This is a genomic window from Variovorax sp. CCNWLW235, assembly GCF_037204085.1.
Lineage (GTDB): Bacteria > Pseudomonadota > Gammaproteobacteria > Burkholderiales > Burkholderiaceae_C > Variovorax.
On record NZ_JBBCBW010000010.1, the window covers coordinates 82,681 to 97,684 of the forward strand.

Annotated in this window: 13 protein-coding genes; 10 read left to right on the forward strand and 3 right to left on the reverse strand. The window is 67.5% G+C overall.

Translation table 11 applies throughout. The annotated features are described in order from the left end of the window. Nucleotides 1-11: 11 nt before the first annotated feature. A complete protein-coding gene (locus tag V9L21_RS13725; RefSeq protein WP_337312676.1) occupies nucleotides 12-2,099 on the forward strand; it encodes a serine/threonine-protein kinase in 2,088 nt (695 codons plus the stop codon). 25 nt (nucleotides 2,100-2,124) lie between these two features. Here V9L21_RS13725 and V9L21_RS13730 read toward each other — a convergent pair whose 3' ends face one another. After that, the gene (locus tag V9L21_RS13730) at nucleotides 2,125-3,672 is read right to left on the reverse strand and encodes a YifB family Mg chelatase-like AAA ATPase (protein ID WP_337312678.1); all 1,548 of its coding nucleotides are present in this window, start codon (nucleotides 3,670-3,672) and stop codon (nucleotides 2,125-2,127) included. Nucleotides 3,673-3,887: 215 nt separating this feature from the next. Between V9L21_RS13730 and V9L21_RS13735 the strand changes: the two genes are divergently transcribed. From V9L21_RS13735 to V9L21_RS13775, 9 genes are all read left to right on the forward strand, one after another. Next, nucleotides 3,888-4,712 carry a TorF family putative porin gene (locus tag V9L21_RS13735; protein ID WP_337312680.1) on the forward strand — a complete coding sequence of 275 codons (825 nt, stop codon included), beginning with the start codon at nucleotides 3,888-3,890 and terminating at the stop codon, nucleotides 4,710-4,712. 69 nt (nucleotides 4,713-4,781) lie between these two features. After that, complete coding sequence (glnK, locus tag V9L21_RS13740; RefSeq protein WP_007833403.1) at nucleotides 4,782-5,120, forward strand: P-II family nitrogen regulator; 339 nt, start codon at nucleotides 4,782-4,784, stop codon at nucleotides 5,118-5,120. Nucleotides 5,121-5,141: 21 nt separating this feature from the next. Beyond that, a complete protein-coding gene (locus tag V9L21_RS13745; protein ID WP_337312683.1) occupies nucleotides 5,142-6,680 on the forward strand; it encodes an ammonium transporter in 1,539 nt (512 codons plus the stop codon). A 244-nt stretch (nucleotides 6,681-6,924) separates the two neighbouring features. After that, the gene (locus V9L21_RS13750) at nucleotides 6,925-7,857 is read left to right on the forward strand and encodes an SMP-30/gluconolactonase/LRE family protein (RefSeq protein WP_337312685.1); all 933 of its coding nucleotides are present in this window, start codon (nucleotides 6,925-6,927) and stop codon (nucleotides 7,855-7,857) included. 304 nt (nucleotides 7,858-8,161) lie between these two features. After that, complete coding sequence (locus tag V9L21_RS13755; RefSeq protein WP_337312687.1) at nucleotides 8,162-9,046, forward strand: LysR substrate-binding domain-containing protein; 885 nt, start codon at nucleotides 8,162-8,164, stop codon at nucleotides 9,044-9,046. 139 nt (nucleotides 9,047-9,185) lie between these two features. Then, nucleotides 9,186-10,688 carry an FAD-linked oxidase C-terminal domain-containing protein gene (locus V9L21_RS13760; RefSeq protein WP_337312689.1) on the forward strand — a complete coding sequence of 501 codons (1,503 nt, stop codon included), beginning with the start codon at nucleotides 9,186-9,188 and terminating at the stop codon, nucleotides 10,686-10,688. Nucleotides 10,689-10,704: 16 nt separating this feature from the next. Beyond that, complete coding sequence (glcE, locus tag V9L21_RS13765) at nucleotides 10,705-11,811, forward strand: glycolate oxidase subunit GlcE (protein WP_337312691.1); 1,107 nt, start codon at nucleotides 10,705-10,707, stop codon at nucleotides 11,809-11,811. A 25-nt stretch (nucleotides 11,812-11,836) separates the two neighbouring features. Beyond that, nucleotides 11,837-13,069, forward strand: a complete 1,233-nt coding sequence (gene glcF / locus V9L21_RS13770) for a glycolate oxidase subunit GlcF (protein WP_337312693.1) — start codon at nucleotides 11,837-11,839, stop codon at nucleotides 13,067-13,069. A gap of 90 nt (nucleotides 13,070-13,159) precedes the next feature. Beyond that, nucleotides 13,160-13,591: a carboxypeptidase regulatory-like domain-containing protein gene (locus V9L21_RS13775; RefSeq protein WP_337312695.1), complete on the forward strand. Its 432-nt coding sequence runs from the start codon at nucleotides 13,160-13,162 to the stop codon at nucleotides 13,589-13,591. A gap of 19 nt (nucleotides 13,592-13,610) precedes the next feature. On the opposite strand, the gene V9L21_RS13780 is transcribed toward V9L21_RS13775, so the two are convergent. Continuing rightward, nucleotides 13,611-14,099: a glutathione peroxidase gene (locus tag V9L21_RS13780; protein ID WP_337312698.1), complete on the reverse strand. Its 489-nt coding sequence runs from the start codon at nucleotides 14,097-14,099 to the stop codon at nucleotides 13,611-13,613. A gap of 9 nt (nucleotides 14,100-14,108) precedes the next feature. After that, entirely contained in the window at nucleotides 14,109-15,002 is an 894-nt protein-coding gene (locus V9L21_RS13785; protein ID WP_337312700.1) for a DMT family transporter, read from the reverse strand. Between the last annotated feature and the right edge of the window lie 2 nt (nucleotides 15,003-15,004).

Consider the following 15,004-nt stretch of genomic DNA (forward strand, 5'->3'; position numbering starts at 1 on the left):
GGAGGAGATGCATGACGACGAACGCCAGCAGCAACGCCAGCAGCAGCGCGCCGGCCGATCCGCAAGAGCGGCCGCATCCGCTGGGCACGGGCCACAGGCTGGACGAGTTCGAGCTGCTCGAAGTGATCGGCGAAGGCGGCTTCGGCATCGTCTACCGCGCCTACGACCACTCGCTGCAGCGCGAAGTGGCCATCAAGGAATACATGCCGTCGATGCTCGCGCGCCGCGTGGGCGACGACAGCGTGCATGTGCGTTCCGACCGGCTCACCGCCACCTTCCAGGCAGGCCTGCGCAGCTTCATCAACGAGGCGCGCACGCTCGCGCAGTTCAGCCATCCGGCGCTGGTGCGGGTGCATCGCTTCTGGGAGGAGAACAGCACCGCCTACATGGCCATCCAGCTTTACCGCGGCCGCACGCTGCGCCGGCTGGCCGAGGAAGAGCCGTCGAAGATCACCGAGGCCTGGCTGCTCGGCATGCTGGGGCCGCTGCTCGGCGCGCTCGAAACGCTGCATCGCAGCCAGTGCTTTCACCGCGACATCGCGCCCGACAACATCTTCATCCAGCAGGACGACCTGCCGGTGCTGCTCGACTTCGGCGCGGCGCGCAAGTCGATTGCCGACCTGGTCGACGAAGTGGCGGTGATGGTGAAGTCGGGCTACTCGCCCATCGAGCAGTACGCCGACGACAACACGCTGCTGCAGGGCGCATGGACCGATCTGTATGCGCTGGGCGCCGTGCTGTACCGCGCGGTCACCGGGCATCCGCCGCCCTCGGCCGTGGTGCGCAGCGTGCAGGACGCGTATGTGCCGCTGTCTTCGCTCGGCCGTAGCGACCTGAGCCCGGCGTTCTGCGCCGCCGTCGACCACACGCTGGCCGTGCACAGCAAGGACCGCACGCAAACCGTGGCGGCATTCGCGGCCGAGCTGGGCCTGGCCAAGCTCGGCGATACCTATGTGAGCGGGCTGGCGGCGCCGACCGTCATTGTTCCTCCACCTGCCAAGGCCGCGCCTGCGGTGGTGCCGCAGCCGCAGAGAGCTGCGCCCGCGCCGGCACCCGCCGTTGTGAAGGAGACCGCTGCATTGGCGGGCACCGCAGGCGCCGAAGCCGCCGAAGCCGCCTCGCCCGAACCGGTCAAGCCCAGGCCACCTCAGCCCGAGGCCAGCCCGGAGCGGGCTCCCGTGCCTCCACCCAGGGCCGCCGCCCCCGCCGCCGCGCGCGCGGCACCGACCGCCGCCAAGCCGCCGTCTTCGCCCGCCAGGAAATCGTCGCAGCCGCCATGGAAGCTGGTCGGCGTGCTGGTGATCGCGCTGGTGGCCGTGGGCGGCTGGATCGGCCTGCACCTGAGCTCCGGCCGGCAGGAAACATCCACCGCCATGGTCCCGGTGCCTCCGCCTTCGGGTCCGATGTCTGCCGATGCACCCCCTCCGGCCGTGCCGCCGGGCGAAAGCGCACCGGGTGGCAACGTGGCGGCAGCGCCCGCCGGCACCACGCCGCCCGCGCCTGCGGCCAGTGCGCCGGCCGGTTCGCTGACGCCGCTGGACAACGTGCCCGTGATTGCGCCCGCGCCTGCGGCGCCTCCCACGGCGGCCGTGCCGCCCACGGCCACCACACCGGCTACACCGACCACGCCGCCGGAGCCCGCTCTCGCCACCTCCGAAGTCGAAGACTGGAACCTGGCCCAGGCTGAGAACACGCGCGAAGGCTACGAGGCCTACCTGCGCCGGTACCGCCGCGGCCTGCATGCACGCGAGGCGCGCAACGCCATTGCCGAGCTGAACCGGCTATCGCCCACCGTGCCCGCAGCCCCCGGCACCACACCGACCAATGCCGTGCCCACCGTGGTGGCCGGCGGCGCCACGCCGCCCACGCAGCCGGCCGCTCCGCCCGGCAATGGCCGCGTGGTGCTCAACATCCGTCCCTGGGGCCAGGTGTTCGTCGACGGCGCCGACCGCGGCGTGAGTCCGCCGCTCAAGTCACTGTCGCTGCGGCCGGGCATCTACAACATCGAAGTGCGCAACGGCGACCTCGATGTGTACCGGCAGCGCGTGACGGTGCAGGACAGCCGCTCGGCGCCCGTGGTGAGCCACGAGTTCAAGTAAGAGCGCCGAGGCCGCGGCGCCGGCATCAGTTTCGCAACCCCCGCCGGTACTGCACTGCCTCCGCCACGTGCACGGCCTGCACCGATTCGGCGCCGGCCAGGTCGGCCACCGTGCGCGCCACCTTGAGCGCGCGGTGCGTGCTGCGCGCCGACCAGCCGAGCTTGGCGGCGGCGTTGACCATGAACTTGCGCGCGGCATCGTCCAGCGCCGCGTGCCGGTCGATGGCGCCGGCCTGCAGCGCCTGGTTGGGGGTGCCCTGGCGCTGCAGCGCGAACTCGCGCGCGGCGACCACGCGGGTGCGGATGCTGCCGGTCGACTCGCCGGCCGGCGCACCGAGCAGTTGGTGCGCCGACACCGCGGGCACTTCGATGTGCAGGTCGATGCGGTCGAGCAGCGGGCCGCTGAGCTTGCTTTGATAGCGGGACACTTGGTCCGGCGTGCAGCGGCAGGCCTTCAGCGCCGAGCCCTGGTAACCGCAGGGGCAGGGGTTCATGGCCGCGATGAGCTGAAAGCGCGCGGGAAACTCGGCGCGCCGGGCGGCCCGCGCAATAGTGATGGTGCCGGTTTCGAGCGGCTCGCGCAGCGCCTCGAGGGCGGACCGTGCGAACTCCGGAAATTCATCGAGAAAGAGAACGCCGTGGTGCGCCTGCGAGATTTCGCCCGGCCGCGGAGGGGAGCCGCCGCCCACCAGCGCCACCGCGCTGGACGTGTGGTGCGGCGAAGAGGTCGGCCGGCTCATCCAGCGCTCGGTCGAGAAGCTGCCGCCCAGGCTTGCCACGGCGGCGGTCTCCAGCGCCTCGTCGATGCTCATCGGCGGCAGCAGCCCGGCAAAGCGCTGCGCCAGCATCGACTTGCCCGAGCCCGGCTCGCCGACCATCAGCAGGCTGTGCCCGCCCGCGGCGGCGATTTCGAGCGCGCGCTTGGCGCTCGCATGTCCTTTTACGTCGGACAGGTCGGCATACAGGGGCGCGGCCCCGGCCGCAGCGGCGTGGATGCGGGCCCAGCCGTCCGCGCTGGGCGGCCCGGCTGGCTCGGCCTGCTGTGCGGCGGCGTCTGCCGGCATGAAGCGCTGCACCACATCCAGCAGGTGCCTGGCGCCGTACACCTCGCCCCCGGGCACCAAGGCCGCTTCTTTGGCGCTTTCGGTGGGCAACACCAGGCGTGTGGCGATGCCGCGGGTGTGCAGCGCAAGCGCCATGGCCAGCGCGCCGCGCACGGGCCGGAGCTCTCCTGAAAGGGAAAGCTCGCCGGCAAACTCATGCCCCGCCAGGCCTGCTGACTGTATTTGCCCGCTGGCGGCCAGGATGCCGAGCGCAATCGGCAGATCGAACCGGCCGGAGTCCTTGGGCAGGTCTGCCGGCGCCAGGTTGACTGTGATCCGTTTGTTATTTGGAAACTCGAGGCCGGCGTTCTGGATGGCCGAGCGCACGCGTTCGCGCGCTTCCTTGACCTCTGTTTCGGCCAGTCCGACCAGCGTAAAACTGGGCAGGCCGTTCGCCAGATGCACCTCGACCGTGACACTGGCCGCTTCCAGACCAAGCAAAGCGCGACTTTGCACCAAAGACAAGCTCATTCTTATTACTCTCCCCATTATGGTGCGCCCGTTTGTGGTCGAGCTTGTGCACCGCGGCGCCCGGAGGGGCGTCGCACCTGAACACTCTTGTAACTTTTCAAGCGGATTGCGGATGACGGGGCGGCCGCCGCGCGACTGGAAGAACGAGCACTTTGGCACGCTCCCTGCTATGAGACGGTGTCCCCCAACTATCCAACCAACTCCGAGGAGTCTCGATGATGCACCGTAAATTCGCCCAGGCAGTGGCCGTGGCCGGTCTTGCAGCCCTGCCGATGCTGGCGAGCGCCCAGCTCTCGGGGAATGTGGCCCTGACCAGCAACTACAAGTTCCGCGGCCAGGACCAGGACATGATCGGGAACAACGACTACGCCAAGACCAAGGGCTTCAAGCCCGCCATCCAGGGCGGCTTCGACTACGCCTTCGGCGAAAGCGGCTTCTATGTGGGCAACTGGAACTCCAGCGTCAACTGGCTCCAGGGCAACAGCATCGAGAGCGACCTCTACGGCGGCTACAAGTTCAAGGCCGGCCCGTTCGACCTGGACGTGGGCGCACTGACCTACATCTACCCGGGCAACTCCATCGGCAACACCACCGAGCTGTACGGCGCGGGCACCTGGGCCGACGAAGCCATCGGCTCGTTCACCCTGAAGTACTCGCACACGGTTTCCAAGGACTACTTCGGCTACGCCGGCTACAAGTCGGGCTCGGGCCTGAAGGGCCGCAACACCGGCTACCTGAACCTGGCCTACAGCAAGGAAATCGTGCCCAAGCTCACGCTGAAGGCGGCCGTGGGCTACACGCACATGTCCAGCGACATCCGCAGCCTGGGCTACAGGAGCTACGTGGACTACAACGTGGGCGTGTCGTATGACTTCGGCAACGGCCTGGCACTGGCCGGCTCGGTGCAGGGCGCCAACAAGAAGAGCTCTTACCTCGCGCTGAGCAACCCGGGCGTGGACCTGGGCTTCGGCCCGATTGGCGAGCAGTACTACTCGCCCAACAAGGCGCGCTTCATCGTTACGCTCAGCAAGACCCTGTAAGCAGGCACAAGAACAAGGTGCGGCCCAAGCTGCCGCACCATTCATCCATCCAAGAAGGAGAAAGTCATCATGAAGCTGGTCACAGCCATCATCAAACCGTTCAAGCTCGACGAAGTGCGCGAAGCACTGTCGGCCATCGGCGTGCAAGGCATCACGGTCACGGAGGTCAAGGGATTCGGTCGCCAGAAGGGCCACACCGAGCTGTACCGCGGCGCCGAGTACGTGGTCGACTTCCTGCCCAAGGTCAAGATCGAAGCGGCGGTGTCCGACGACCTCGTCGACCGCGTGATCGAAGCCGTCGAAGGCGCTGCCCGCACCGGCAAGATCGGTGACGGCAAGATTTTTGTCTACAACCTCGAGCAGGTCGTTCGCATCCGCACCGGTGAAACCGGCCGCGAAGCCCTCTGATCAGCCCGGAAAAAAACAACCATGAAAAAACTGCTTGTTTCTCTTGCGCTCGGCTTGAGCCTGCTCGCTGCCGGCACCGCCTCCTTCGCACAGGCGCCGGCGGCTGAAGCGCCGGCTGCCACGGCACCGGCTGCAACCGCCCCGGCTCCCGCTGCAGCCCCCGCGGCCGCGGCACCTGCCGCCGCGGCGCCCGCTGCTGCTGCCGAAGCAGCAGCGGGCGCGGCTCCCGCTCCTTCGTTCAACAAGGGTGACACCAGCTGGATGATGCTGTCCACGCTGCTCGTCATCATGATGACCATTCCCGGCCTGGCCCTGTTCTACGGCGGCCTGGTGCGCAGCAAGAACATGCTGTCGGTGCTGATGCAGGTGATGGTCACCTTCTCGCTGATCGTCGTGCTGTGGCTCATCTATGGCTACAGCCTTGCGTTCACCGAGGGAAATGCCTTCATCGGCGGCTTCGACCGGCTCTTCATGAAGGGCGTGTTCGATCCGGCCACCGGCGTGTTCGCACCGGGCGCCACCTTCAGCAAGGGTGTGTATATCCCCGAGCTGCTGTTCGCCGCCTTCCAGGCCACGTTCGCCGGCATCACCTGCTGCCTGATCGTGGGTGCCTTTGCAGAGCGCGCCAAGTTCTCGGCCGTGCTGCTGTTCATGGTGATCTGGTTCACCTTCAGCTATGCGCCGCTCGCCCACATGGTCTGGTTCTGGCTTGGCCCTGACGCCTACACCGCCGCCAGCGTGGTGGATGCCAACAACGCCAAGGCCGGCCTGATCTGGCAATGGGGTGCGCTCGACTTTGCGGGCGGCACCGTGGTGCACATCAACGCAGCCGTTGCAGGCCTGGTTGGCGCTTATGTCATCGGCAAGCGCGTCGGCTACGGCAAGGAAGCCTTCACGCCGCACTCGCTCACGCTCACCATGGTCGGCGCCTCGCTGCTGTGGGTCGGCTGGTTCGGCTTCAACGCAGGTTCGGCCCTCGAAGCCGGCACCAGCGCCGTGCTCGCCTTCATGAACACCTTCACCGCCACGGCAGCCGCCGTGCTCGCATGGTGCATCGGTGAAGCGCTGATGCGCGGCAAGGCCTCGATGCTGGGCGCCGCTTCGGGCGCCGTGGCAGGCCTCGTGGCCATCACCCCGGCCGCCGGCAATGTCGGCCTGATGGGCGCCATCATCATCGGCTTCATCGCCGGCTTCGCCTGCCTCTGGGGTGTCAACGGCCTCAAGAAGCTGCTCGGCGCGGACGACTCGCTCGACGTGTTCGGCGTGCACGGTGTCGGCGGTATCGTCGGCGCGCTGCTCACCGGCGTGTTCAACACCCAGGCTCTCGGCGGCCCCGGCCTCGTGGGCGACTGGGTCACGGCCAGCATCGTGTCCAACGGAATCGGTGCCCAGGTCTGGATCCAGCTCAAGGGCGTGCTGCTGACCATCGTCTGGTCTGGCGTGGTGGCGTTCATCGCCTTCAAGATCGCCGACCTCACCATCGGCCTGCGTGTGTCGGAAGAAGAAGAGCGCGAAGGCCTCGACATCTCCTCGCACGGCGAGACCGCATACAACAGGTAACCCCCCAGTCTTCGCGCACTTCGTGTCGCTTCGCCAACCCCCCTGCTGGGGGCAACACCAGAGGCCCGGCAAAGCCGGTTCCTCGGTGTTCCACGAAGGGGGCATGCGACGCGAAGACTGCTTATAAGAACTACACGGATAAATTTTTCAGCAAGGTCTCCTTTGGATGTTCAGCCCGCGAGCGCTTCGGCGTCAGCGGGCTTTTTTTTGGCCTGCGGGGGAGCGGATGCACAATGCCGGAATCATGTGGACCACCCTCGAAGACAGCCTTTGCGAGCTCGGCGAATCGCCGTTCTGGCACCCGCACGAACGCTCGCTTTACTGGCTCGACATTCCGGGGCGCGCGGTGCTGCGCACGCGCGGCGAAATCGGTACGCCGGGCGCAACGGTGGAGCGCTGGGCCCTGGCTACCGAGCCTGGCTGCATGGCTCCGGCGCGAAGCGGCGGGTTGGTGCTTGCGCTGCGCGACGGCATTTACCGGGCGCGCGAATGGGGCGGTGAACTGGTTGCGGTGGCGCGTGTGGAGCACGATGCGCGCACCATGCGCTTCAACGACGGCAAATGCGATGCGCTGGGCCGCTTCTGGGCCGGCTCGCTCAACGAGGCCAAGGACAGGGCCAATGCCGCGCTCTATTGCTTCGATGCCCGCACCGACACCGGTGTGTCGCCCACGTTGACGCAAATGGCCAACGAGTCCACCACCGGCAACGGGCTCGCTTTCTCGCCCGATGCCCGCACGCTCTACTGGGCCGACACTGCCGCGCATGTGGTGTGCGCCTGGGACTGGGACACCGAGGCCAATTCGCTTTCACGCGCGCGTGTGTTCCATCAGTTCGAGGCCAAGCCGCAGGGCTGGACGCCCGACTCACCGGTGCGCTACGAAGGCCGCCCGGATGGCGCCACCGTCGATGCGGAGGGCCACTATTGGGTCGCGATGTTCGAAGGTGCTCAGCTGCTGCGCTTCGCGCCGTCCGGTGAAATCGTGGCGTCCGTCCCTGTTCCAGTCCAGTGCCCGACCATGCCGTGTTTTGGTGGCGACGACCTAAAGACGCTGTTCGTCACCAGCGGCCGCAAGGGACGGCCCGCAGCAGAGATCGAGCGGTTGCCGGCATCGGGGACGGTGATTTCCATGCGCGTCGATGTGCCTGGGCTGCCTGTCAGCTTCTTCGAGGACTGAGATGGGGCATTCAGGGTGCGCACCCGCCGACGGGGTACCTTTCTCCGCGAATGTCCCCCGGCCTGCGGCCTCCTCCTTTATTTCGCTGCGCAAGGCACCCCATCGACGGGCGCGTGATTCAGATCAGCCGTTGATCAGCGTTGCACCAGCAGCGTGCCCAGGTGCACAGGGCATCGGGTGCTCCGCGCAGCGAAATAAAGGAGGAGGCGAAGGCGGGGGACATTCGCGGAGGGGAGTACCCGGTGGCCTGTGCACGCGCCCCGAACAGCGGCGCCAACAAAACCTCCCAGGAGGTTAGACAAAAGTGGCCCTCCAGCACATCCCGCCCATCCAGTGCCTCCTGACGTTCGAAGCCGTGGCCAGACTGCGAAATGCCGGACGAGCTGCAGACGAACTGTGCGTAACGCCCAGCGCCGTGAGCCACCGCATCCGGCAACTCGAATCGCACGTCGGCTTCAAGCTCTTCGGCCGCAGCGACTTCAGCCTCACCGCTGACGGCGCTGCCTACCTTGCCAACGTGCGCACCGGCCTTGCGGCGCTTCAAGCCATGCCCACCGGCAACGCGGCGCAGCAACGCGCCACACGCCTTCGCATTGCCGTCACGCCCACCTTCAGCCGCCAGTTCCTCATGCCGCGGCTCGAACTGTTCCGCAACATCTATCCGGACATCGAACTCGTTCTGCAGGTGTCCATTCCGCTGCTCGACGTGACCGCCGAGCAGGCCGATCTTGAAGTGCGCTACGGCACCGGTGCGTACGCCGATTGCGAACACCGCCTGCTGCTCGAAGAAGAGGTGGTGCCCGCCTGCAGCCCGAGCTTCCTCAACGAGTTCGGGCCCTTCGACGGCTTTCGCACCGCCGCCGAAATTGCCAGCGCCCGCCTCATTCGCAGCCCGCTCGAGCCTTGGAGCACCTGGTTTGCAAGCTGCGGCATCGACCAGCCCGAACCGCATGTCGGCTCGCAATTCAATGACCTGGGCCTGGTCTACGACGCGGCCGCCAGCGGCTTTGGCGTTGCGCTCGTGCGGCTGAAGATGGGTGCCGCATGGCTCGAGTCGGGTCGGCTGGTGCCGCTTTCCGACCGGCCCGTGCCGTCGCCGCACCGCCACACCATCTGCTGGCAGCCCGGCACGCTCGAGCGCTGGGAATGCGCCGCATTTGTGGACTGGCTGGCGCAGAGCCTGCGCTGAAGAAAAAAAAAGAAGAAGGCGCTGCGCGGCAAAGTTCTCTCAAGCGCCACGCAAAAAAGCTTCAACCCGGCGCCGCCGCATTTGCGTAGAGTGCGCTACACCACGAGACACATCCGCCCGACAAAAAGAGGCTTGCCGCATGAACGCGCCGCTTACCCCTGCCCAGCACGATTCGCTGCAGAAATCCGAACGCCAGTCGCAGGTCGTGCGCGCCCTGCAGGCCCACCTGCCGGCGCATGCGCTCATCTGGCACGCCGAGGACACCACGCCCTACGAGTGCGACGGCCTCACCGCCTACCGCCAGCGCCCGCTGGTGGTGGCGCTGCCAGAAACCGAAGCCCAGGTGGCCGCCGTGCTCAAGACCTGCCACCAGCTCGGTGTGCCCGTGGTGGCGCGCGGCGCCGGCACCGGGCTCTCGGGCGGCGCCATGCCGCATGCGCTGGGCGTCACGCTTTCGCTCGCCAAGTTCAACCGCATTGTGAAGATCGACCCGGTGAGCCGCACGGCCGTGGTGCAGTGCGGCGTGCGCAACCTCGCCATCAGCGAGGCGGCCGCGCCTTTCAACCTTTACTACGCGCCCGATCCGTCGAGCCAGATCGCCTGCACCATTGGCGGCAACGTGGCCGAGAATTCGGGCGGCGTGCACTGCCTGAAATACGGCCTCACGCTGCACAACGTGCTGCGCGTGCGCGGCTTCACGGCCGAGGGCGAGGCCGTCGAGTTCGGCGGCGAGGCGCTCGATGCACCGGGGCTCGACCTGCTCGCGCTGGTCATCGGTAGCGAAGGCATGCTGGCCGTGACCACCGAGGTCACCGTCAAGCTCGTGCCCAAGCCGCAGCTCGCGCGCTGCATCATGGCCAGCTTCGACGACGTTCGCAAAGCCGGCGATGCGGTGGCGGCGGTGATTGCCGCCGGCATCATTCCCGCGGGGCTCGAGATGATGGACAAGCCCATGACCGCCGCGGTCGAAGACTTTGTGCGCGCGGGCTACGACCTGGATGCGGCGGCCATCCTGCTGTGCGAATCCGACGGCACGCCCGAAGAAGTGGAAGAAGAAATCGGCCGCATGACCGCGGTGCTGCGCGGGTGCGGCGCCACCGCCATTGCGGTGAGCAACAGCGAAGAAGAGCGCATGAAGTTCTGGAGCGGGCGCAAGAACGCCTTTCCGGCGTCGGGCCGCATCAGCCCCGACTACATGTGCCTCGATTCGACCATTCCGCGCAAGCGGCTCGCGGACATCCTGCTCGCCATTCAGCAGATGGAGAAAAAATACAACCTGCGCTGCTGCAACGTGTTCCACGCGGGCGACGGCAACCTGCATCCGCTGGTGCTGTTCGATGCCAACGACCCCGACGAGCTGCACCGCTGCGAGCTTTTCGGCGCCGACATTCTCGAGACCAGCGTGGCCATGGGCGGCACCGTGTCGGGCGAGCACGGCGTGGGCGTGGAAAAGCTCAACAGCATGTGCGTGCAGTTCACCGCGGCCGAAAACGAACAAATGTTCGGCGTCAAGCGAGCGTTCGATCCGGCCGGCCTGCTGAACCCCGGCAAGGTGATTCCCACGCTGCAGCGCTGTGCCGAATACGGCAAGCAGGTGGTGCGCGGCGGGCAACTGCCGCACCCCGATCTGCCGCGCTTCTGAAAAAACAAAAGAGACCATGGATCAAGCCCTCAGCCAGATCGTCGAGCGCATCCGCGCTGCGGCCTCTGATGCCACGCCGCTGCGCATTCGCGGCGGCGGCACCAAAGACTTTCACGGCGAGGTGCTGCAAGGAGAAATCCTTGGCACCAGCGGCCTTGCGGGCATCACGAGCTACGAGCCCAGCGAGCTGGTGGTTACCGTGCGCGCCGGCACGCCGCTCGCCGAACTCGAGGCTGCATTGGCCGAAAAAGGGCAGTGCCTTCCTTTCGAGCCGCCGCACTTCGCAGGCGGCGGCACGGTGGGCGGCATGGTCGCCGCCGGGCTCAGCGGCCCTGCGCGCGCGAGCGTAGGCGCGGTGCGCGACTACGTGCTCGGCGCGACGCTGGTCAACGGCCGCGCCGAGGTGCTGAGTTTCGGCGGGCAGGTCATGAAGAACGTGGCCGGTTATGACGTTTCGCGCGTGCTGGCGGGGTCGCTCGGCACGCTGGGCGTGATCGCGGAGGTCAGCCTCAAGGTGCTGCCCGTCGCGCCCGCCGAAGCCACACTGGCGTTCGCCTGCAGCCAGGCGGATGCGCTGCGCCTGCTCAACGAGTGGGGCGGCCGGCCGCTGCCGCTGAACGCGAGCTGCTGGGTCGAGCAAGCCGGCGCGGGCACCTTGTACCTGCGCCTGCGTGGTGCGGTTGCGGCGGTGGAAGCCGCTTGCACGCACCTGGGCGGCGAGCGCCAAGACAACGCAAGTGCCGCGCTCCATTGGCAGTTGCTGCGCGACCAGCAGCATCCCTGGCTTGCCGGCGATGTGGATTCCATGGCGCTCTGGCGCCTGTCGGTGCCGCAGACCGCGCCGGTGCTCGCCATGGATGGCAGCGCACCGCTCGTCGAGTGGCACGGCGCGCAGCGCTGGTACAAGGCGGCGCCCGAACAAGTCGCACAAATCCGCGGCATTGCGCATGCGGTGGGAGGGCACGCCACGCTGTTCAGGATGCCCGCTTCCCACACGACGGATGCAGCGGTTCCCCGCTTCGACGCCATGAGCGCCCCGGTCGCCCGCATCCATCGCGCGCTGATGCACGAGTTCGATCCGCAGCGAATCTTCAACCGCGGCCGGCTCCTCGCAGCCGAATAGAAAAACAACCGACACCCTTTCCGCGATGCAAACCGAACTCGCCCCCGAATTCCGCGACACCGACGAAGGCCGCGAGGCCGAAGCCATTCTGCGCAAATGCGTGCACTGCGGCTTCTGCACTGCCACCTGCCCTACCTACCAGCTGCTGGGCGACGAGCTCGATGGTCCGCGCGGCCGCATCTACCTGATCAAGCAGGTGCTCGAAGGCAAGGAACCCACGCGCAGCACGCAGCTGCACCTGGACCGTTGCCTGACCTGCCGCAACTGCGAAAGCACCTGCCCGAGCGGCGTGCAGTACGGCCACCTGGTCGACATCGGCCGCAAGATCGTCGACGAGAAGGTGCCTCGGCCGGCGATGGAGTCGGTCACGCGCTGGCTGTTGAAAGAAGGCCTGCCGTCGCCGCTTTTCGCGCCCGCGATGAAGCTCGGCCAGGCGGTGCGCGGGCTCTTGCCCGATGCGCTCAAGGCCAAGGTTCCGGCCAGGCAGGAAGCCGGCGCGTGGCCCACCGCCACGCACGCGCGCAAGGTGCTGATGCTCGCGGGCTGCGTGCAGCCGTCGATGATGCCCAACATCAACACAGCGACGGCGCGCGTGCTCGATGCGGCGGGCATTCAGGCCGTAGTCGCGAAGGAGGCCGGCTGCTGCGGCGCCGTGAAGTTCCACCTCAACGACCAGGAAGGCGGCAAGGCGCAGATGCGCGCCAACATCGACGCCTGGTGGCCGGGGGTTGAACGCAACGAGGTCGAAGCCATTGTGATGAACGCTTCAGGCTGCGGCGTCACCGTGCGCGAGTACGGCCACATCCTGCAGCACGACCCGGCCTACGCGGTCAAGGCGGCACGCATCAGCCAGCTGACGCGCGACCTGAGCGAACTGCTGCCCGACCTGGTGCCGGCCCTGAAGGCGCGCGTGCGCGCGCCGCAGGGCGTGGTGGCCTATCACCCGCCCTGCACGCTGCAGCACGGGCAGAAGCTGCGCGGCGGTGTCGAGACGCATCTGCGCGCGCTGGGCTTCGACATGCGCGTGGCCATGAACGAATCGCACCTGTGCTGCGGCTCGGCGGGCACGTATTCGGTGCTGCAGCCAGAGCTTGCGTACCCGCTGCGCGACCGCAAGCTCGGCCATCTGCGGCAATTGCAGCCGAGCGTCATTGCTTCGGCCAACATCGGCTGCATCACGCACCTGCAAAGCGGCAGCCAGGAAACGCCCGTGCGCCACTGGGTGGAGCTGCTGGACGCCGCGCTGGCGCCGGCCTGATCGCACACCGAAGAGCGCCCTGGTCCGACTCGCGCGCAAGCGGCTTGCGCCGCATCATGGCGGCACCGATTCTTCCAAGGAGCAAGCCTCATGTCTTCCGTTCAAGCTTTCATCGGCCAGGCGAACTTGCGGCGCGCATTGCTGGCCTTTGCCTGCGCAGTGGGTGCCGTTGGCGCGCAGGCGCAGTCGGCCATGCCGCAGTGGAAGGGGGAGGGCGCGGTGCGCTATGTGTGCGGCGGCATCGGTTCGGACGAATCGAACGCCATGCGCGCGGCCATGAAGGAGCATCCGATGGCGCTGCTTTTTGCGCGCTCCGATGGTGCCTACCTGGCGGATGTGCAGGTCGACATCAAGGGCTCCGGCGGCGCGCCTTCGCTGGCATTGCGCGCCAGCGGGCCGGTCTGCCTGGTCGATTTGCCCGCGGGCCGCTATACGGTGGATGCCGCCACGGCGGGCGGCAGCGCACAGAGCCAATCGGTGACCGTGGGCGGCAGCCCCAAGACGGCCAGCTTCCGGTTCTGACCGGGGTTCTTGCGGGGGTTCAGCCCGCCGCCAGCGCGGCCTCGATATCAGGCGTGAGCGAAGCGGGCGTGTCGAGCGGCGCATAGCGCTTTTGCACCTTGCCGTCGCGCCCCACCAAAAACTTGGTGAAGTTCCACTTGATGGCCGTGCTGCCCAGGAGGCCCGGCTTCTCCTTGGTGAGCCACTGGTAGAGCGGCGCGGCGCCGCTGCCGTTGACGTCGATCTTCTCCATCATCGGAAAACTCACGCCGTAGTTCGTGGTGCAGAAGGCGCCGATTTCCTCGTTGGTGCCCGGGTCTTGCGAGCCGAACTGGTTCGACGGAAAACCGAGCACCACCAGCCCTTGGGCCGCATACTTTTCGTGCAGCGCCTCGAGGCCTGCGAACTGCGGCGTGAAGCCGCACTTGCTGGCCGTGTTCACGATCAGCAGCACCTTGCCCCGGAAGTCGGAGAGCTTCACGCTCTTGCCGTCGATTTGCCTGGCTTCGAAGTCGTAGATGCCGGTCATGCGCGTACCTCAGGTGGTGGAAGACGAAAGGCGATCATCGCCCTCTGCCGGCGTTCGCGCAAACGCCGACCACACGGCCGCCAGCACGATCAGCGCGCCGCCGGCCAGGATGCGCGGGCTCATGTCGGCGGCGCCCAGCGCCACCGACGAAACGCTGGCGAACAGCACCTCCGACAGCATGATCACCGCGGTGGCGCTGGCCGCGAGCCGGGCTGCGCCGTACTGCAGGCAGAAGTTGGCCGCCACGAAACCCACGCCCAGCAATGCGGCCCAGCCGATCCAGCCCGGCTGGGCCGACAGGGGAGAACCAAAGGCACCGAGCAGGGTGCCCGCGGCCGCGGCGATGCCGGACACCATCGCGCAGCCGCAGAACATGGCCAGCGCGCGCGATTCACCGGGGGCGCTGTGCAGGTGGCGCAGCAGGATGTTGGTCACGGCAAAGCTGAAGCCGGCCGCCACGCCCAGCCAGTCCGGCAGGCTGGAAGGCACGGGCCAGTCGACGCCCGGCGCCTTGAGCACCACCACCACGCCAATGAGGGCCAGCGCCACGCGCGCAAGCGCGCCGGCCGTGGGCCGCTCGCCCAGCACGGCCCAGCCCAGCAGCACGCTCCACAGCGGCATCAGGTAGAAAAGCAGCACCACCCGCACCACGTCGCCCTGCGTGACGGCCCAGTTGAAGCCCAGGTTGGTAAAGCCGGCCGCAAGGCCCAGCGCCACCAGCATGGGAAACGCCGCAAAGCCGCGCCAGGCATGCCGGCGAAAGAAGCCCATCGCGAGCGATATCGCCACGTAGATGAGGCAGGTGGTCCACACCGGGTGCAGCCCATGGCTTTCGATGTGACGGAACGGAAACCACGAAACGCCCCATACAAAGGCGTTGAAGATCAGTGCGAGGGCAGCCATGG